General features: G+C 72.8%; 15 protein-coding genes. 10 read left to right on the forward strand and 5 right to left on the reverse strand.

The genetic code is table 11. The features are described 5' to 3' along the window. Both ACLIN4_RS28770 and map read right to left on the reverse strand, forming a co-directional pair. Entirely contained in the window at window positions 1-2,535 is a 2,535-nt protein-coding gene (locus tag ACLIN4_RS28770; RefSeq protein WP_289907362.1) for an ATP-dependent Clp protease ATP-binding subunit, read from the reverse strand. A gap of 166 nt (window positions 2,536-2,701) precedes the next feature. Further along, window positions 2,702-3,478, reverse strand: coding sequence for a type I methionyl aminopeptidase (gene map / locus ACLIN4_RS28775; protein ID WP_382022203.1), 777 nt, complete (start codon window positions 3,476-3,478; stop codon window positions 2,702-2,704). Between the two features lie 63 nt (window positions 3,479-3,541). Between map and ACLIN4_RS28780 the strand changes: the two genes are divergently transcribed. The 8 genes from ACLIN4_RS28780 (at window position 3,542) to ACLIN4_RS28815 (ending at window position 12,880) form a co-directional block, all read left to right on the forward strand. Beyond that, complete coding sequence (locus tag ACLIN4_RS28780) at window positions 3,542-3,805, forward strand: helix-turn-helix domain-containing protein (RefSeq protein ID WP_107476198.1); 264 nt, start codon at window positions 3,542-3,544, stop codon at window positions 3,803-3,805. A 156-nt stretch (window positions 3,806-3,961) separates the two neighbouring features. After that, window positions 3,962-4,804 (forward strand): nitrilase-related carbon-nitrogen hydrolase, encoded by an 843-nt coding sequence (locus ACLIN4_RS28785; RefSeq protein WP_411576385.1) that lies wholly within the window; start codon window positions 3,962-3,964, stop codon window positions 4,802-4,804. Continuing rightward, window positions 4,801-6,084, forward strand: coding sequence for an aspartate aminotransferase family protein (locus ACLIN4_RS28790; protein ID WP_107476201.1), 1,284 nt, complete (start codon window positions 4,801-4,803; stop codon window positions 6,082-6,084). The genes ACLIN4_RS28785 and ACLIN4_RS28790 overlap by 4 nt, the downstream gene beginning before the upstream one ends. Before the next feature lie 108 nt (window positions 6,085-6,192). Next, window positions 6,193-7,791 (forward strand): PucR family transcriptional regulator, encoded by a 1,599-nt coding sequence (locus ACLIN4_RS28795; RefSeq protein WP_100044404.1) that lies wholly within the window; start codon window positions 6,193-6,195, stop codon window positions 7,789-7,791. A gap of 114 nt (window positions 7,792-7,905) precedes the next feature. Further along, complete coding sequence (locus ACLIN4_RS28800) at window positions 7,906-8,748, forward strand: nitrilase-related carbon-nitrogen hydrolase (protein ID WP_107476204.1); 843 nt, start codon at window positions 7,906-7,908, stop codon at window positions 8,746-8,748. A gap of 34 nt (window positions 8,749-8,782) precedes the next feature. Continuing rightward, on the forward strand, window positions 8,783-10,186 hold the full coding sequence (hydA, locus tag ACLIN4_RS28805) for a dihydropyrimidinase (protein ID WP_219179103.1): 1,404 nt from the start codon (window positions 8,783-8,785) through the stop codon (window positions 10,184-10,186). Between the two features lie 11 nt (window positions 10,187-10,197). Then, complete coding sequence (locus ACLIN4_RS28810; protein WP_289907372.1) at window positions 10,198-11,220, forward strand: TIGR03842 family LLM class F420-dependent oxidoreductase; 1,023 nt, start codon at window positions 10,198-10,200, stop codon at window positions 11,218-11,220. Window positions 11,221-11,335: 115 nt separating this feature from the next. Then, window positions 11,336-12,880, forward strand: a complete 1,545-nt coding sequence (locus tag ACLIN4_RS28815; RefSeq protein WP_107476207.1) for an NCS1 family nucleobase:cation symporter-1 — start codon at window positions 11,336-11,338, stop codon at window positions 12,878-12,880. Here ACLIN4_RS28815 and ACLIN4_RS28820 read toward each other — a convergent pair. The 3 genes from ACLIN4_RS28820 to ACLIN4_RS28830 form a co-directional block, all read right to left on the reverse strand. Next, window positions 12,871-13,533 (reverse strand): hypothetical protein, encoded by a 663-nt coding sequence (locus ACLIN4_RS28820; protein ID WP_100044400.1) that lies wholly within the window; start codon window positions 13,531-13,533, stop codon window positions 12,871-12,873. The genes ACLIN4_RS28815 and ACLIN4_RS28820 overlap by 10 nt on opposite strands. Window positions 13,534-13,709: 176 nt before the next feature. After that, entirely contained in the window at window positions 13,710-14,000 is a 291-nt protein-coding gene (locus ACLIN4_RS28825; protein WP_107476208.1) for a hypothetical protein, read from the reverse strand. Beyond that, complete coding sequence (locus tag ACLIN4_RS28830) at window positions 13,997-14,998, reverse strand: carboxymuconolactone decarboxylase family protein (RefSeq protein ID WP_289907377.1); 1,002 nt, start codon at window positions 14,996-14,998, stop codon at window positions 13,997-13,999. The genes ACLIN4_RS28825 and ACLIN4_RS28830 overlap by 4 nt, the downstream gene beginning before the upstream one ends. A 167-nt stretch (window positions 14,999-15,165) precedes the next feature. On the opposite strand from ACLIN4_RS28830, the gene ACLIN4_RS28835 reads away from it, so the two are divergent. Then, complete coding sequence (locus ACLIN4_RS28835; protein ID WP_289907378.1) at window positions 15,166-16,287, forward strand: sensor histidine kinase; 1,122 nt, start codon at window positions 15,166-15,168, stop codon at window positions 16,285-16,287. After that, complete coding sequence (locus ACLIN4_RS28840; RefSeq protein ID WP_107476213.1) at window positions 16,284-16,955, forward strand: response regulator; 672 nt, start codon at window positions 16,284-16,286, stop codon at window positions 16,953-16,955. Before ACLIN4_RS28835 ends, ACLIN4_RS28840 begins: the two co-directional genes overlap by 4 nt. Window positions 16,956-16,964: the final 9 nt, after the last annotated feature.

Consider the following 16,964-nt stretch of genomic DNA (forward strand, 5'->3'; position numbering starts at 1 on the left):
TCACAGCTCGGGGACGGGCTGCTGCGGCGTCCGGAACGCCAGCCGCCCGTCCTCGACGTCGACCGTCACCCGGCCGCCCTCCGCGATGCGGCCGTCGAGGAGCAGCCGCGAGAGTTCGTTGTCGACCTCGCGCTGGATGGTGCGGCGTAGCGGACGGGCGCCGTACTCGGGCTGGTAGCCGCGCTCGGCGAGCCAGTCCACGGCCGCGTCGGTGAACTCGACGGTGACTCCCTGGGCGTGCACCATGCGGCGGGTCTGCTCCAGGAGCAGGCTGGTGATCTGCCGCAGTTGTTCGCCGCTGAGCTGGCGGAAGACCACGATCTCGTCGATGCGGTTGAGGAACTCGGGCCGGAAGTGCTCGCGCAGCGGGCGCAGGACCTGCTCGCGCCGGGCCTCCTCGTCCGCCTCCGAGCCGCCGGCCCCGAAGCCGATGCCCGCGCCCCGCCTGGTGATGACGTCGGAGCCCAGGTTGCTGGTCATCACGATGACCGCGTTGGAGAAGTCCACTGTCCGGCCCTGCGAGTCGGTCAGCCGGCCGTCGTCCAGGACCTGGAGCAGGATGTTGAAGACGTCCGGGTGCGCCTTCTCGACCTCGTCCAGCAGGAGCAGCGAGTACGGGTGCCGGCGCACCACCTCGGTGAGCTGACCGGCCTCCTCGTGCCCGACGTAGCCGGGCGGGGCGCCGACCAGGCGGCTGACGGTGTGCCGCTCCTGGTACTCGCTCATGTCGAGCCGCACCATCCGGTCCTCGCTGCCGAACAGCGCCTCCGCCAGCGCGCGGGCCAGTTCGGTCTTGCCGACGCCGGTCGGGCCGAGGAAGAGGAAGCTGCCGATGGGCCGGTCCGGGCTCGCCAGCCCCGCGCGGGAGCGCAGCACCGCGTCGGAGACGACCCGTACGGCCTCGTCCTGGCCGACCACCCGCTGGTGCAGGTGGGCCTCCAGGCCCAGCAGGCGGTCCTTCTCCTCCTGGGTGAGGCTGCTGACCGGGATGCCGGTCTGCCGGGACACCACCTCGGCGATGGACTCGGTGCCGACCACCAGGTTCAGGCCCTCGTCGGCCTCGCCGCCGCCGTCGGCCTCGGTGATCCGCTGCTTCAGCTCGACGATCCGGTCGCGCAGCTGCGTGGCCTGCTCGTACTGCTCGTCCGCGACCGCCTGGTCCTTGTCCCGGATCAGCTGGTCGACCTCGCGCTCCATGGCCCGTACGTCCGTGCCCTTGGTGCGCGCCCGCAGCCGGACCCGGGCGCCGGCCTGGTCGATCAGGTCGATCGCCTTGTCCGGGAGCCGGCGGTCGGTGAGGTAGCGGTCGGACATCTCCACGGCCGCCACCAGTGCCTCGTCGGTGTAGCGGACCTGGTGGTGGGCCTCGTAGCGGTCGCGCAGGCCGCGCAGGATCTCGACGGCGTCCGCGGTCGTGGGCTCGGGGACCAGGATCGGCTGGAAGCGGCGGGCGAGGGCGGCGTCCTTCTCGATCCTGCGGTACTCCTCCAGCGTGGTGGCGCCCACGATGTGCAGCTCGCCGCGGGCCAGGGCCGGCTTGAGGATGTTCCCGGCGTCCATCGACCCGCTCTCGCCGCCACCGCCCGCGCCGACGACGGTGTGCAGCTCGTCGATGAAGATGATCAGCTGGTCGGAGTGGGCGCGGATCTCGCCCACGATGTTGTTCATCCGCTCCTCGAAGTCGCCCCGGTAGCGGGTGCCGGCGACCACGCCGGTCAGGTCCAGCGCGACCACCCGGCGCCCGACCAGCACGTCGGGGACGTCGCCGTCCGTGATGCGCTGGGCCAGCCCCTCGACGACGGCGGTCTTGCCCACGCCCGCGTCACCGATCAGCACCGGGTTGTTCTTGCCGCGGCGGGAGAGCACCTCGACGGTCTGCTCGATCTCGTCCTCGCGCCCGATCACCGGGTCGATCCGGCCCTGCTGGGCCAGGTCGGTGAGATCGCGGCCGTACTTGTCGAGGGTCGGCGTGTTGGTGGCCTTCGGTCCCTCCGTACGCCCCTTCGCCGCCGCGTCCGGCGTCTCCGTCGGCAGACCCGACGAGGGGGCGAACCGGGCCGCGTTCAGGATGTGCCCGGCGGCGGAGTCCGGGTTGGCGGCCAGGGCGCTGAGCACGTGCTCCGGGCCGATGTAGCCGGTGCCGGTCGAGCGGGCCAGTTCGTGGGCGTCCAGCAGGGCGCGCTTGACGGCCGGGGTGAGGGACAGGGAGGTGGGCGGCGGGGCCTCGCCCGGCGGGTGCTGCACGGGGCCGCTGCGCTCGTCGATCTGCGACGCCAGCGAGTCGGGGTCGGCGCCGGCGCGGCTGAGCAGACCCCGGGTCGGTTCGGTGGAGAGCGCGGCCCGCAGCAGGTGCTCGGTGTCCAGGTCCCGGCTGCCGTGCTCGGCGGCGTACTGCGCGGCCCCCCGCACCAGCTCCCGGGCGGGCTGGCTCAGCAGCCGGCCGATGTCGATCTGCCTCGGCCTGGGCCCGCCGAAGAAGCGTGCCAGGAATTCCGCGAACGGGTCGCCCTCCGGGCCCATGTAGCCGCTGGTCATCGTGTACGGACCTCCGCTGCATCGCTGTCGACGTGCCGGGGCCGGGTAACCCGGACGGGGCGCGGTCATGCCCAACATGACACGTTCTGTTCCGTCGGGCATGTCCTGGACCCCGAGGGCGGGACCCGGGCGGGCGGAGGGCTTCACGCCCGGGTCGTGCGGCGCCTCAGAGGCCGTCCCGCGACGTCAGGACGCGGGGGCCGGCGTCCGTGATCGCCACCGTGTGCTCCACGTGGGCCGCCCGCGAGCCGTCGTTCGTGCGCAGGGTCCAGCCGTCCGGGGCGGGGTGGTAGTCGTCCCGGCCGCTGCCGATCAGCATGGGCTCGATGGCGAGGACCATGCCGTGCCGCAGGGGAAGCCCGCGCCCCGGACGGCCCTCGTTGGGCACCCCCGGGTCCTCGTGCATGTGCCGGCCGATGCCGTGGCCGCCGAAGTCCTCCATGATGCCGTAGCCCGCCGACCGGCACACAGTGCCGATGGCGTGCGCGATGTCGCCGATGCGGTTGCCGACCACGGCCGCCCCGATGCCCGCGGCCAGCGCCCGTTCCGCCGTCTCGATCAGGGCCACGTCGGCCGCGCGAGGGGTGCCCACGACGAAGCTGACCGCCGAGTCGCCGGCCCAGCCGTCCAGCGTCGCCCCGCAGTCGATGGAGACGAGGTCGCCGTCGTGCAGCCGGTAGCCGTCGGGGATGCCGTGCACGATCGCGTCGTTCACCGACGCGCAGATGACGCCCGGGAACGGCGTGGGCGCGAAGGAGGGCCGGTAGCCGAGGAACGGCGACCCGGCGCCCGCCTCCCGCAGCACCTCGCGCGCCACCGCGTCCAGCTCCAGCAGGGACACGCCCACGTCCGCCGCCTTGCGTACGGCGGTCAGGGCGCGCGCGACGACCTGGCCGGCCGCGTGCATGGCGTCGATCGATGTGTCTGTCTTCAGTTCCACCATGCCAATTACTATACCGGTATTTGAATTGGGTCGATCACGCGGGACCGGTATTAGAATGACGGCATGGTGCGCACCCCCCTGACCCCTGAAGAGCGCGAGCGCGGCGAACGGCTCGGCCGCCTGCTCCGCGCGGCCCGCGGCGAACGGAGCATGACGGAGGTCGCCGCGGTGGCCGGCGTCTCCGCCGAGACCCTGCGCAAGATCGAGACCGGCCGGGCGCCCACCCCGGCGTTCTTCACCGTGGCCGCGCTGGCCGGCGCGCTGGGGCTGTCCATGGACGAGCTGGTGGACGAGTTGGTCCGGAGGTACGAGCCCGCGGCGGCCTGAGGCTCCCGCACTCACCCACAGGAGTGCGAAACACGATCGACACCGCGCCTTGACGACGATGGTCTTGGCAAGCCCCTCCGGCCAGGCTTACGTTCGTCCCTCTACGGCCTGCTCTACGGGCGTAGAGGCTCTGACGTCGTGTCGAAGGAGCAGCTCATGGCCAACGTCGTACGCGCCGCTCTCGTCCAGGCCACCTGGACCGGCGACACCGAGTCCATGGTGGCGAAACACGAGGAGCACGCCCGCGCGGCGGCCCGGCAGGGTGCCCAGGTCATCGGCTTCCAGGAAGTCTTCAACGCACCGTACTTCTGCCAGGTCCAGGACCCGGAGCACTACCGCTGGGCCGAGCCCGTGCCCGACGGCCCGACCACCCGGCGCATGCAGGCCCTCGCCCGCGAGACCGGCATGGTGATCGTCGTCCCCGTCTTCGAGGTCGAGCAGTCCGGCTTCTACTACAACACCGCGGCCGTGATCGACGCCGACGGCACCGTCCTCGGGACGTACCGCAAGCACCACATCCCGCAGGTCAAGGGGTTCTGGGAGAAGTTCTACTTCCGCCCCGGCAATCTCGGCTGGCCCGTCTTCGACACCGCCGTCGGCAAGGTCGGCGTCTACATCTGCTACGACCGGCACTTCCCGGAGGGCTGGCGCCAACTCGGGCTCGGCGGCGCCCAGCTCGTCTACAACCCCTCCGCCACCCACCGCAGCCTCTCCGCCCACCTGTGGCGCCTGGAGCAGCCCGCGGCGGCCGTCGCCAACGAGTACTTCGTCGCCGCGATCAACCGGGTCGGCCAGGAGGAGTACGGCGACAACGACTTCTACGGCACGTCGTACTTCGTCGACCCGCGCGGCCAGTTCGTCGGCGACGTCGCCAGTGACACCGAGGAGGAACTGGTCGTCCGCGACCTGGACTTCGACCTCATCGAGCAGGTGCGGCAGCAGTGGGCCTTCTACCGCGACCGCCGCCCCGACGCCTACGAAGGGCTGGTGCAGCCGTGACCAAGGACCTCTACGCCCGGCACCGCTCCGTCCTGCCCGACTGGCTCGCCCTCTACTACGAGGACCCGCTGGAGATCACCCACGGCGAGGGCCGGCACGTCTGGGACTCCGCCGGCAACAAGTACCTCGACTTCTTCGGCGGCATCCTCACCACGATGACCGCGCACGCCCTGCCCGAGGTGACCAAGGCGGTGAGCGAGCAGGCCGGGCGGATCATCCACTCCTCGACCCTGTACCTCAACCGGCCCATGGTCGAACTCGCCGAACGGATCGCCCACGTCTCCGGCATCCCGGACGCCCGCGTCTTCTTCACCACCTCCGGCACCGAGGCCAACGACACCGCCCTGCTGCTCGCCACCGCCCACCGGCGCAGCAACACGATCCTGGCGATGCGCAACAGCTACCACGGCCGCTCCTTCGGCTCCGTCGGCATCACCGGCAACCGCGGCTGGTCCCCGACCTCGCTGTCCCCGCTCCAGACGCTCTACGTCCACGGCGGCGTCCGCACCCGCGGCCCCTACGCCCACCTCGACGACCGGGACTTCATCGACGCCTGCGTCGCCGACCTGTTGGACCTCCTCGGCCACACCCGCCCGCCCGCCGCGCTGATCGCCGAACCCGTCCAGGGCGTCGGCGGCTTCACCTCCCCGCCGGACGGCCTGTACGCCGCCTTCCGCGAGGTGCTGCACGAGCGGGGCATCCTGTGGATCGCCGATGAGGTGCAGACCGGCTGGGGCCGCACCGGCGACCACTTCTGGGGCTGGCAGGCCCACGGACGCAGCGGCCCGCCCGACATCGTGACCTTCGCCAAGGGCATCGGCAACGGCATGTCGGTCGGCGGTGTCATCGCCCGCGCCGAGATCATGAACTGCCTCGACGCCAACAGCATCTCCACCTTCGGCGGCACCCAGGTCACCATGGCCGCCGGCCTCGCCAACCTCAACCACCTCCTGGAGCACGACCTCCAGGGCAACGCCCGGCGCGTCGGCGGACTGCTCATCGAACGGCTGCGGGCCGTCGCCGCCCAGGTGCCGCACGTACGCGAGGTACGCGGGCGAGGGCTGATGATCGGTGTCGAGCTGACCAGGCCCGGCACCGACGAGGCCGCCCCCGAGGCCGCGTCCGCCGTCCTGGAGGAGGCCCGCGCCGGCGGGCTGCTCGTCGGCAAGGGCGGCGGCCACAGCACCAGCGTCCTGCGGATCGCGCCGCCGATGTCCCTCACCGTCGCGGAGGCCGAGGAGGGCGCCGCGATCCTGGAGCGCGCCCTGCGGAGCATCTGACGGCCGCCCTGCCCGGCACCCTGACGAACGTGCCCCACGCACCGTCCCTGACGAACGCGCGCCCGCACAGCACCCGACCGCCGCGTCCCGAGCCGAGGAGGCGCCGCCATGACCACCGCCTTGGGGCAGCAGCCCTGGGAACCCGCCCTGTCGGTCCGGCAGGTCCTCACCCTGGAGCGGGTGCTCGCCGGGCAGCCCGAGGTGGTGGCCGGCGCCCACCGGCTCGACCGGCCCGTGCGCTGGGTGCACGTCGCCGAGGCCGCCGACGTCGGAGTGATGCTCACGGGCGGCGAGATGGTCCTCACCACCGGGGTGCTGCTCGCCGGCGACGAGGACAAGCAGGGCGAGTACGTCCGCTCCCTGCACCGCGCCGAGGCGTCCGCCGTCGTGCTGGGCCTCGGCCGGGCCTTCCCCGCCCCGCCGGACGGGATGCGCCGGGCGGCCGAGCGCTGCGGGCTGCCCATGGTCGTCCTGCACCGCCCGTTCCCCTTCGCCGAACTCACCGAGGAGGTGCAGTCCCGGCTGCTGCGGCGCAAGTTCGCCGCCGTCAGCCTCTCCGAGGCCGTACGCACCGAACTGACCGGCCTGATCACCGCCGGCGCCCCCGTGCAGCGCCTGCTCGACGAGGTGGCCCGGCACGGCGGCTGCCCGGTCGTCGTCACCAACCTCGCCCACCGCGTCCTCGCCACGGCGGGGGAGCGGGCGGCGGTCGACGACGTGCTGCGGGACTGGGAGCGCATCGCCCGCCAGGCCGGTGCCGGATCGGCCGACGGCTGGGTCCGCGCCGAGCTGAGCTGCCGCGGGGAGCGCTGGGGACGGCTGGTGCTGTGCGGGTACCGGGGCGAGAGGGCCGCCGGGCGTCTGCTCGCCGACCGCGCCGCCGAGGCGCTGGTCCTGCACCGCATGCTCGGCGGCGACGGCGCGCACACCCAGGGCCCCGGCGGCTCCTGGCACTCCTGGGAGGAGCAGTCCGCGCGGAACCTGCTCACCGACCTGGTCAGCGGGGCCGTACCGGCGCGGCAGCTGCTGCCCCGGGCGCGGGCCGCCGGGCTGCCGGTCAACCGGCGCGTCTTCGTCCCCCTGGTCGTGCGCGGCGGCGATGCCGTCCTGCTGGACCGCGTCCTGCGGCTGCTGGGCCTGCCGGGGGTCGCCGCCGACCTCGGGGACGACTGCGTCACCGTGCTGCTCAGCCTCGCCCCCGACCAGGACGCCAGGGCACTCACCGCCCACCTCGCGGCCCGGCTGCGCTCGGAGCCCGACGCCTCCCGCGCCGTGGTGGCGGCGGCCGACGCCCGCGCCGCCTGGGACGACGTCCCCGCGGGTCTGCGCGAGGCCCGGCACGTGGCCGACGCCGTCGCCGGCTCCGCGCCCGGCCTCGACCTGCCGCCCGTCGTGCGGCTGCGCGACATCCACCTGCGCGGCCTGGTCCGGCTGCTGCGCGACGACCCGCGCGTGCAGTCCTTCGCCGAACGCGAGCTGGACGGCCTGCTCGGCGGCCCCGACGAGGACCTGCTCGCCGTCCTGCGCACCTACCTCGCCACCGGCCGCAACAAGTCCCGCACCGCCCAGCTCCACCACGTCTCCCGCCCCGCCCTCTACCGCCGCCTGGAAGCCATACAGGGACGCCTCGGTGTGGACCTCGACGACTTCGAACAGGCCGCCTCCGTGCACATCGCGCTCCTCGCCCACGACGCGCAGCAGGGGTGACACCGTGCAATGCCCGACCCCGGCAGACGTGACACCGTGCCACTCAAACCGGCCGGCCGCCGTCCCTAGTCTCGCCGTACACCGAGCGCCACACCGAGCGAGTGGAGGCCGAAGATGAGCCGAGTGATCCGCGCCGCGCTCTTCCAGACCGCATGGACGGGCGACAAGGAATCGATGATCCAGGTCCACGAACAGGCGGTGCGCGACGCCGCCGCCCAGGGCGCACAGGTCATGTGCTTCCAGGAGCTGTTCTACGGGCCGTACTTCTGCCAGGTCCAGGACCCCGAGTTCTACGCCTACGCCGAACGCGTCCCCGACGGGCCGATCGTCGAGCGCTTCCAGCGCCTGGCCCGCGAACACGGCATCGTCCTGGTGCTGCCGATGTACGAGGAGGAGCAGCCCGGCGTCCTCTACAACACCGCCGCCGTCATCGACGCCGACGGCTCCTACCTCGGCAAGTACCGCAAGACGCACATCCCGCAGGTGCGCGGCTTCTGGGAGAAGTTCTACTTCCGCCCCGGCAACTCCGGCTGGCCGGTCTTCGACACCGCCGTCGGCAAGGTCGGCGTCTACATCTGCTACGACCGGCACTTCCCCGAGGGCTGGCGGGCGCTGGGCCTCCAGGGCGCGGAGGTCGTCTTCAACCCGTCGGCCACCTCGCGCGGCCTGTCCGGCTACCTGTGGCAGCTGGAGCAGCCGGCGGCGGCCGTGGCCAACGAGTACTTCGTCGGCGCCATCAACCGGGTCGGAGTGGAGGAGTACGGCGACAACGACTTCTACGGCACCTCCTACTTCGTCGACCCGGAGGCGCAGTTCGTCGGCGAGGTGGCGAGCGACAAGGAGACCGAACTCGTCGTCCGCGACCTCGACATGGGCAAGCTGCGCGAGGTCCGCGACCGCTGGCAGTTCTACCGCGACCGCGCGCCGGGCGCGTACTCCCCGCTGACCGCGCCCTGACCGACCGGGGCCCCTGACAGGAGGGAACAGCAGCATGAGCAGCCGTACCGTCGTCCGCGGTGGCCTCGTCGTCACCGCGTCCGACGAGATCCACGCCGACGTCCTGATCGAGGACGGCCGCGTCGCCGCCCTCGCCGCCACCGGCACCCCGGCCGCCGACGCCTTCACGGCCGAGCGGACCATCGACGCGAGCGGCAAGTACGTCATCCCGGGCGGCGTCGACGGCCACACCCACATGGAGATGCCCTTCGGCGGCACCTACGCCGCGGACACCTTCGAGACCGGCACCCGGGCCGCCGCCTGGGGCGGTACGACCACCATCGTCGACTTCGCCATCCAGAGCGTCGGGCACTCACTGCGCTCCGGCCTGGACGCCTGGCACGCCAAGGCCGAGGGCAACTGCGCCATCGACTACGCCTTCCACATGATCGTCTCGGACGTGAACCAGAAGACGCTCAAGGAGATGGACCTGCTGGTGGAGGAGGGCGTCACCTCCTTCAAGCAGTTCATGGCCTACCCGGGCGTCTTCTACTCCGATGACGGGCAGATCCTGCGGGCCATGCAGCGCGCCGCCGACAACGGCGGACTGATCATGATGCACGCCGAGAACGGCATCGCGATCGACGTGCTCGTGGAACAGGCCCTCGCCCGGGGCGAGACCGACCCCCGCTACCACGGCGAGGTCCGCAAGGCGCTCCTGGAGGCGGAGGCGACCCACCGCGCCATCAAGCTCGCGCAGGTGGCCGGCGCGCCCCTCTACGTCGTGCACGTCTCGGCGACGGAGGCGGTCGCGGAGCTGACCCGGGCCCGGGACGAGGGCCTGAACGTCTTCGGCGAGACCTGCCCGCAGTACCTGTTCCTGTCCACCGACAACCTCGCCGAGCCGGACTTCGAGGGCGCCAAGTACGTGTGCAGCACCCCGCTGAGGCCCAGGGAACACCAGGCGGCCCTGTGGCGCGGCCTGCGCACCAACGACCTCCAGGTGGTCTCCACCGACCACTGCCCCTTCTGCTTCACCGGCCAGAAGGAACTGGGCCGCGGCGACTTCTCCAAGATCCCCAACGGCATGCCCGGCGTCGAGAACCGCATGGACCTGCTCCACCAGGCCGTCGTCGACGGCCACATCAGCCGCCGCCGCTGGATCGAGATCGCCTGCGCGACCCCGGCCCGCATGTTCGGCCTGTACCCGAAGAAGGGCACCATCGCGCCCGGCGCCGACGCCGACATCGTCGTCTACGACCCGCACGCCGAGCAGGTCATCTCGGCCGAGACCCACCACATGAACGTCGACTACTCGGCGTACGAGGGCAAGCGGATCACCGGCCGCGTGGAGACCGTGCTCTCGCGCGGCGTGCCGGTCGTCACCGAGCGGGAGTACACCGGGCGCAAGGGCCACGGCGTCTACACCCCGCGCGCCACCTGTCAGTACCTGAACTAGGAGCGGTGCCCATGGACTTCGGACTCGTCCTGCAGACCGACCCGCCGGCCACCCGCGTCGTCGAGCTGATGAAACGGGCGGAGGACAACGGCTTCGACTACGGCTGGACCTTCGACTCCTCCGTGCTGTGGCAGGAACCGTTCGTCATCTACAGCCAGATCCTGGCCCACACCGAGCGGCTCATCGTCGGCCCGATGGTCACCAACCCGGGCACCCGCACCTGGGAGGTGACCGCCTCCACCTTCGCCACCCTCAACGACATGTTCGGCAACCGCACCGTCTGCGGCATCGGACGCGGCGACTCCGCGATGCGCGTCGCCGGCCGCAAACCCAACACCCTGGCCCGGATCAGCGAGGCCATGCACGTCATCCGGGCGCTGGGCAGGGGAGAGGAGGCCGACCTCGGCGGCGGCACCGCCGTCCGGTTCCCCTGGATCAAGCCGGGCGCCGAAGTCCCCGTGTGGATGGCGGCGTACGGCCCGAAGGCCCTGAAGATGACCGGCGAGGAGGCCGACGGCTTCATCCTCCAGCTCGCCGACCTCTACCTGACCCAGTACATGGTCAAGGCCGTCAAGGACGCCGCCGCGGCCGCCGGGCGCGACCCCGACGAGGTGACGATCTGCGTGGCCGCCCCGGCCTACGTCACCGCGGACGACTCGCCCGAGGCGCTCGCCCACGCGCGCGAGCAGTGCCGCTGGTTCGGCGGCATGGTCGGCAACCACGTCGCCGACCTCGTCGACAAGTACGGCGCCCACACCGGCGCGGTCCCCGGTGAACTCACCGACTACATCAAGGCCCGCGAGGGCTACGACTACGCCCACCACGGGCGCAGCGGCAACCCGGACACCCGGTTCGTGCCGGACGAGATCGTCGACCGGTTCTGCCTGATCGGGCCGGCCGAGAAGCACATCGAGAAGCTCAAGGCCCTGCGTGCCCTCGGAGTCGACCAGTTCGCGCTCTACGACATGCACGACGCGCAGGAAGCCGTGATCGACGCCTACGGCACGCGGATCATCCCGGCCGTCAACGCCTGACTCTCCCTTCCCCCCTTTCCCCGCCCTCGGGGAAGGGGGCCCAGGACGCACCCGCGCACCCCCCTCGGCACCGCCCGCACGGCCTCTCCCGTCCCACCGCACGATTGGCCTGCCCATGACCGACACCGCGCCCACGGCGATACCGCCGTCCGCCCAAGTCACCCTCCCCGACGGGCGCGTGGAGCTCGCCCCGGGCTCCCCGCCGCCGAGCGGCCCGTACGCCAACGAGGACCTGCTGCCGGTCCCCGTGGACAAGCGCACCTGGACCACGTACAACTTCTCCGCCCTGTGGGTCGGCATGGCCCACAACACGGCCTCCTGGACCCTGGCCTCCGGCCTCATAGCCGTCGGCATGGACTGGAAACAGGCGGTCTTCACCATCGCCCTGGCCAACGTGATCGTGCTCGTGCCGATGCTGCTCACCGGGCACGCGGGACCCAAGTACGGCATCCCGTTCCCGGTGTTCGCCCGAGCCTCCTTCGGCATCCGCGGCGCCAACCTGCCCGCGGTGGTGCGGGCGCTGGTGGCCTGCGGCTGGTTCGGCATCCAGACCTGGATCGGCGGCGAGGCGATCTACTTCCTGGCCGGCAAGCTGATCGGCGACGGCTGGACGGACGCGGGGTCCTTCGGCGGTCACCCCTGGACCATGTGGCTGTCGTTCGCGATCTTCTGGGCGATCCAGGTCGTCATCATCTACCGGGGCATGGAGACCATCCGCCGCTTCGAGAACTGGGCGGCGCCCTTCGTGCTGGTCGGCGCGTTCGTGATGCTGTGGTGGATGACCGACAAGGCGGGCGGCTTCGGCCCGCTCTTCGACCAGCCGTCGAAGCTCGGCTGGGGCGCGGACTTCTGGGCGCTGTTCTGGCCCTCGCTCATGGGCATGATCGGCTTCTGGTCCACGCTGTCGCTCAACATCCCCGACTTCACCCGCTACGGGAGCAGCCAGAAGGCCCAGACCCGCGGCCAGGCCCTGGGCCTGCCGACCACGATGACGCTGTTCGCCTTCCTGTCCGTGATGGTCACCTCCGGCTCGCAGGCGGTGTACGGGGAGCCGATCTGGGACCCGGTGAAGCTCGCCGCGAAGACGGACAACGTGGTCGGGCTGCTCTTCGCCCTGGTCACCGTCCTGGTGGCGACCCTGTCCGTGAACATCGCGGCCAACCTGGTCTCACCGGCCTTCGACTTCTCCAACGTCGCGCCGCGCAAGGTCAGTTTCCGGGCCGGCGCGATCGTCACCTGTGTCCTCGCCGTGCTGATCTTCCCGTGGAAGCTGTACTCCGACCCCGAGGGCTACATCTTCACCTGGCTCGGCCTGGTCGGCGGACTGCTCGGCACGGTCGCCGGCATCCTCATCGCGGACTACTGGATCCTGCGCCGCGCCCGCCTGGACCTCGTCGACCTGTACCGCCCGGGCGGACGCTACTGGTACGGCAGGGGCTGGAACTGGCGGGCGGTACTCGCCTTCGCCGTCGGAGGGGTCCTGGCCATCGGCGGCGCCGACTTCCACCCGCTGATCGACGGCCGGCCCGTGCCCTTCCTCGAACCGCTCGCCGACTACGGCTGGGCGGTGGGCCTCGGCACCTCGATGGTGCTGTACCTGGCGCTGATGCTGCTGCCCGCGACCCGGCCCCGCACGGCTGCCGGACCGGCTCAGCCCTGACCGTCCTCCAGGGCGGCCACCGCCTCCTTGGCCGCCTTGATGGCACCCTTGTTGATCTCTTCCGTACTCGGCGCCTTCTTCGACTCGAAGTCGCTGCCGTTGTACGTGATCATCACCAGGGCGTTGGCGGCGCGGACCAGCACGGTGCCCTCGCGCGTCTGCTGCTTGTCCTCCGTGGTGAGGTTCACGACGGAGTACGCCGCGTCGCCGAGCCCGGGGACCTCCCCGCCGCCGCTCCGGTCGGCCACCCGCTCCTGGTACGACTTCTTCGCCGCCTCGTCCGACTTCATCACCTCGTAGGAGACGTCGAGCCAGCGGTAGTCGTAGCCCTTGAGCGCGTTCCAGGAACAGGTGCGGCGCACCTCGGTGTCCGTCGACGGGATCTCCTTGCCGGCCTCCTTCGCCCCCGGCACCAGCGAGGTGACCGTCTTCTCGGCCAGGCTCTCGCAGGGCGCCGGGGCGGTGGCGTACGTCTTCGTCACCGCCTCGGTCGCGGGGGCGGAAGCGGACCGGTTCGTGGTGTCGGGCGGCGTCTTGTCCTTGGCGGCCGGTGTCGTGTCCGGCCCGGACGACAGTGCCCAGCCCGCCGTGGCGAGCACGGCGACCGGCGCCAGACGCGCGGTGAGGGCGAGCGGCAGGGGAAGAGAACGCACGGCGCACTTCTCGTGGGGGACGGTGCGGAGGGGGTCCGCACTGCGGACGGGACGCCAGTGTCACACGAGTCCCTGTGGGGCGGAAGGGCGAACTCGGTGCGTGGCCGCCCGGTGACGCAGACGTACCGGTGCGCCCGTGCGTCCGCGTCAGGTCGTGGCCGGACGGCCGTCACCGGTCACCCGTCCGCCCGTGCCCGCCGCGCCCCGGTGCCGGAGGCGAACGGGAGCAGCAGCTCCTCCGGGCCGGCGAGCCGCGAGGCGGGAAGCGAGCCGCCCGGCAGCGGCGACAGGAGGAGCTCGGCGGCGTCCGGGAGGTCCCGGCCCCGGGCCGCCCCGGCGGTGACCGGCGCGACGGTCACCTCATGGGTTTCGTGTGCGTCGGCCGGCACGGCGTCGTGACGGGCCGGGTGGGCGCCGACGGGGTGGTTCCGGGCCGCGGCCCGGCGGGAGTTGGCGACGACGGTCATGAGGTCTCCTGTGGGGTGGTCGCGGACAGGGCGCCTTCGACGCGGTCCACGGCGGCGAACGCGCCGTAGGCGACGAGGTGCACCAGGCAGTGGTCGGTGTGCTCGGGCCCGCGCCAGGCCGCGACGTCCGCCTCCGTGATCCGGGACGGCGCGAGCGCGGCCAGCAGCGCCAGCCGGGCGCCGGGCCGCTCCTCGCGGCCGGGGAACGGGTCCGGCGTGAGCGGCGGATGGGACCCGTCCCAGGCACGCAGGGCGGTGCGTACGAGGGCCTGGTCGTCGGCGTCGAGGAGGCCCGCGCCCATCACGGCCGCCGTGCGCAGTGCCGCGTACGCGGGGCCGACCGGCGTGCCCGCCGCCCACGCCGGCCCCGGGCCGGGGTCGTCGAGCAGGGGCAGGGACGCGCCGGGCACGGCGGGACGGCGCACGGTGCGGGACAGCGATCGGCCCGCCAGGCTCTGCACCGGACGCAGCCGTTGCGCGTCGGCCGGGAGCAGCTTCTCGGTCACCAGGGCCGACACGATCCGGTTGATGAAGTGGAAGGCCAGCGCGGTGCCCAGATAGCCGGGTGCCTCCTCGCGCGGGAAGGGGTACGGCTCCCGCGCGGCGCCCGGAATCCGGGTGCGCCGCGCCCAGTCGAGCACGCGCGCGTGCCGCTCGCCCGCGGGCTCCCTGCCCCGGGCCAGCCGCTCGGCCAGGGCGTGGTCGCCGGTCGCGTGCAGCAGCATCGTGTGCGCGTCCACGCAGAACCGGCAGCCATTGGCCTGCGACACCCCGAAGGCGGCGACCTCCTTGCCGGTCCGGTCGCCGGGGCCGGCGATCAGGGACTCGCGCATCAGCGCCCAGGCCGGGGCGAGGAGCGCGGGAGCGGAGGACAGGACCACGAAGGGGGCGGGCTCGGGGATGCCGAAGTCCCGCGCGATCTGCTCGTACAGCTCCGCGACGCGGCCGGTGGCCGCCTTCGGGGGCAGCGGTTCGGTGTGACGGAAGGGTGTGGGCATGGACAGCAGAGTGCGGTGCCGGGGCGCCCGCGGTCGTCGTACGGCCGGATACGGTCCGCGCTGCGCCGCCGGAGCCCGTCCCGGGCGCTCACTACTTCGCCGGGAGTAGTCCGCAAGCCGTCCACAGGGCGGACGCGGCCGTCGGCGGGGCCGTCTAGGGTGCGGGCATGAGTGGGCGTCGGACGGGACAGACCGGTCGCGATCGGCTCGCCGACGCGATCCTCGCGGTGGTCGTCGGCGCGCTCGGCATGACCGTCGCCGCCCTCGACGACGACACCACGGCCCTCGACCACGTGCTCATCGGCCTGGCCTCGGCGTCCCTCGCCTTCCACCGCACCGCACCGCGCGCGGTGCTGGCCGTCGCCACCGTGCTCGGCACGGCGTACGTGGTGCACGCCCACCCGGGACCGCTGTCCGCACTGCCCGTCCTCGCCGCCGTGCACACCGCCGCCCGGGTCGGCCACCGGGGCGTCGCGGCGGCCGGCGGCGCGGTGTTCCTGGCGGGATACGCGGTGACCGGGCCCGGGACGCAGGACGTGGCCGAGCGGGCCGGGCTGCTGGCCGGCTGGTTCCTGTGCGCGGTGGTCACCGGGCTCGCCGACCGCAACTGGCAGGCGTACCTGCGCCAGACCGAACAGCGGGCCCTGGAGGCGGAGCGCACCCGGGAGGAGGCGGCCCTGCGCCGGGCCGGCGAGGAACGCCTGCGCATCGCCCGCGAGTTGCACGACTCGCTCACGCACAGCATCTCCATCGTCAAGCTCCAGGCGGGCGTCGCCGTCCACCTCGCGCGCAAACGCGGCGAGGAGGTGCCGCCCGCGCTGCTCGCCATCCAGGAGGCGAGCGGCGAGGCGATGCGCGAGCTGCGCTCGGCCCTCCAGGTGCTGCGCGCCGACGAGCCGGCCGGGACCCCGGCGCTGCTCGTGGAGCGGGCCCGCGCGGCCGGCCTCGCCGTCGACCTGACGGTCACCGGAGAGGAGCGCCGGCTGCCCGAGGCCGTCGACCGGACCGCCTACCGCATCGTCCAGGAGGCCCTGACCAACGCGGCACGGCACGCGGGACCGGCGAAGGTGACGGTGCGCATCGACTACGGCACGGGAAACGAGGGCGAGTTGGCGATCGCGGTGGAGGACGACGGGGCCGGCGACCCGGCCCGGCCCCCGACGCCCGGCACCGGTCTGACCGGCATGCGCGAGCGCGTCACGGCCCTCGGCGGCACCCTGCACGCCGCCCCGCGCCCTCAGGGCGGCTTCTCGGTGCGGGCAGGGCTGCCGCTGGGGGAGACGGGATGAGCGAGGTGCTCCGGGTCGTGCTCGTCGACGACCAGGCGCTGATGCGGGCCGGCTTCCGGGCCCTCCTCGACGCCGAGGACGGCATCGAGGTGGTCGGCGAGGCCGCCGACGGGGAGCGGGGCGTGGCACTGGTGCGCGACCGGGTGCCCGACATCGCGCTGGTCGACGTGCAGATGCCGGTGATGTCGGGCATCGAGGCCACCCGCCGCATCGCCTCCGACCCCGCCCTGGCCGCCGTACGCGTGGTCATCCTCACCAACTACGGCCTGGACGAGTACGTCTTCGAGGCGCTGCGCGCGGGCGCGAGCGGCTTCCTCCTCAAGGACACCGAGCCGGCCGACCTGCTCCAGGCCATCGCCGTGGTGGCGCGCGGCGAGGCGCTGCTCTCCCCGTCGGTCACCCGCACCCTGATCGGCGAGTTCGTCGCCCGGCCCCCGGACCGGGCCACCGCACCCGGCCTCGACTGCCTCACCCGCCGCGAGCGCGAGGTCACCGCGCTCGCCGCGCGCGGCCTGAGCAACGAGGAGATCGCCGCGCACATGGTGATCAGCCCGCTGACCGCCAAGACGCACGTCAGCCGGGCGATGACCAAGCTCGGCGCTCGGGACCGGGCGCAACTGGTGGTCTTCGCCTACGAGTCGGGGCTGGTGGAGGCGCGGCGGCGCTGACGCACACCG

It is taken from the genome of Streptomyces mutabilis (assembly GCF_046628145.1).
GTDB classification, from domain to species: domain Bacteria; phylum Actinomycetota; class Actinomycetes; order Streptomycetales; family Streptomycetaceae; genus Streptomyces; species Streptomyces mutabilis.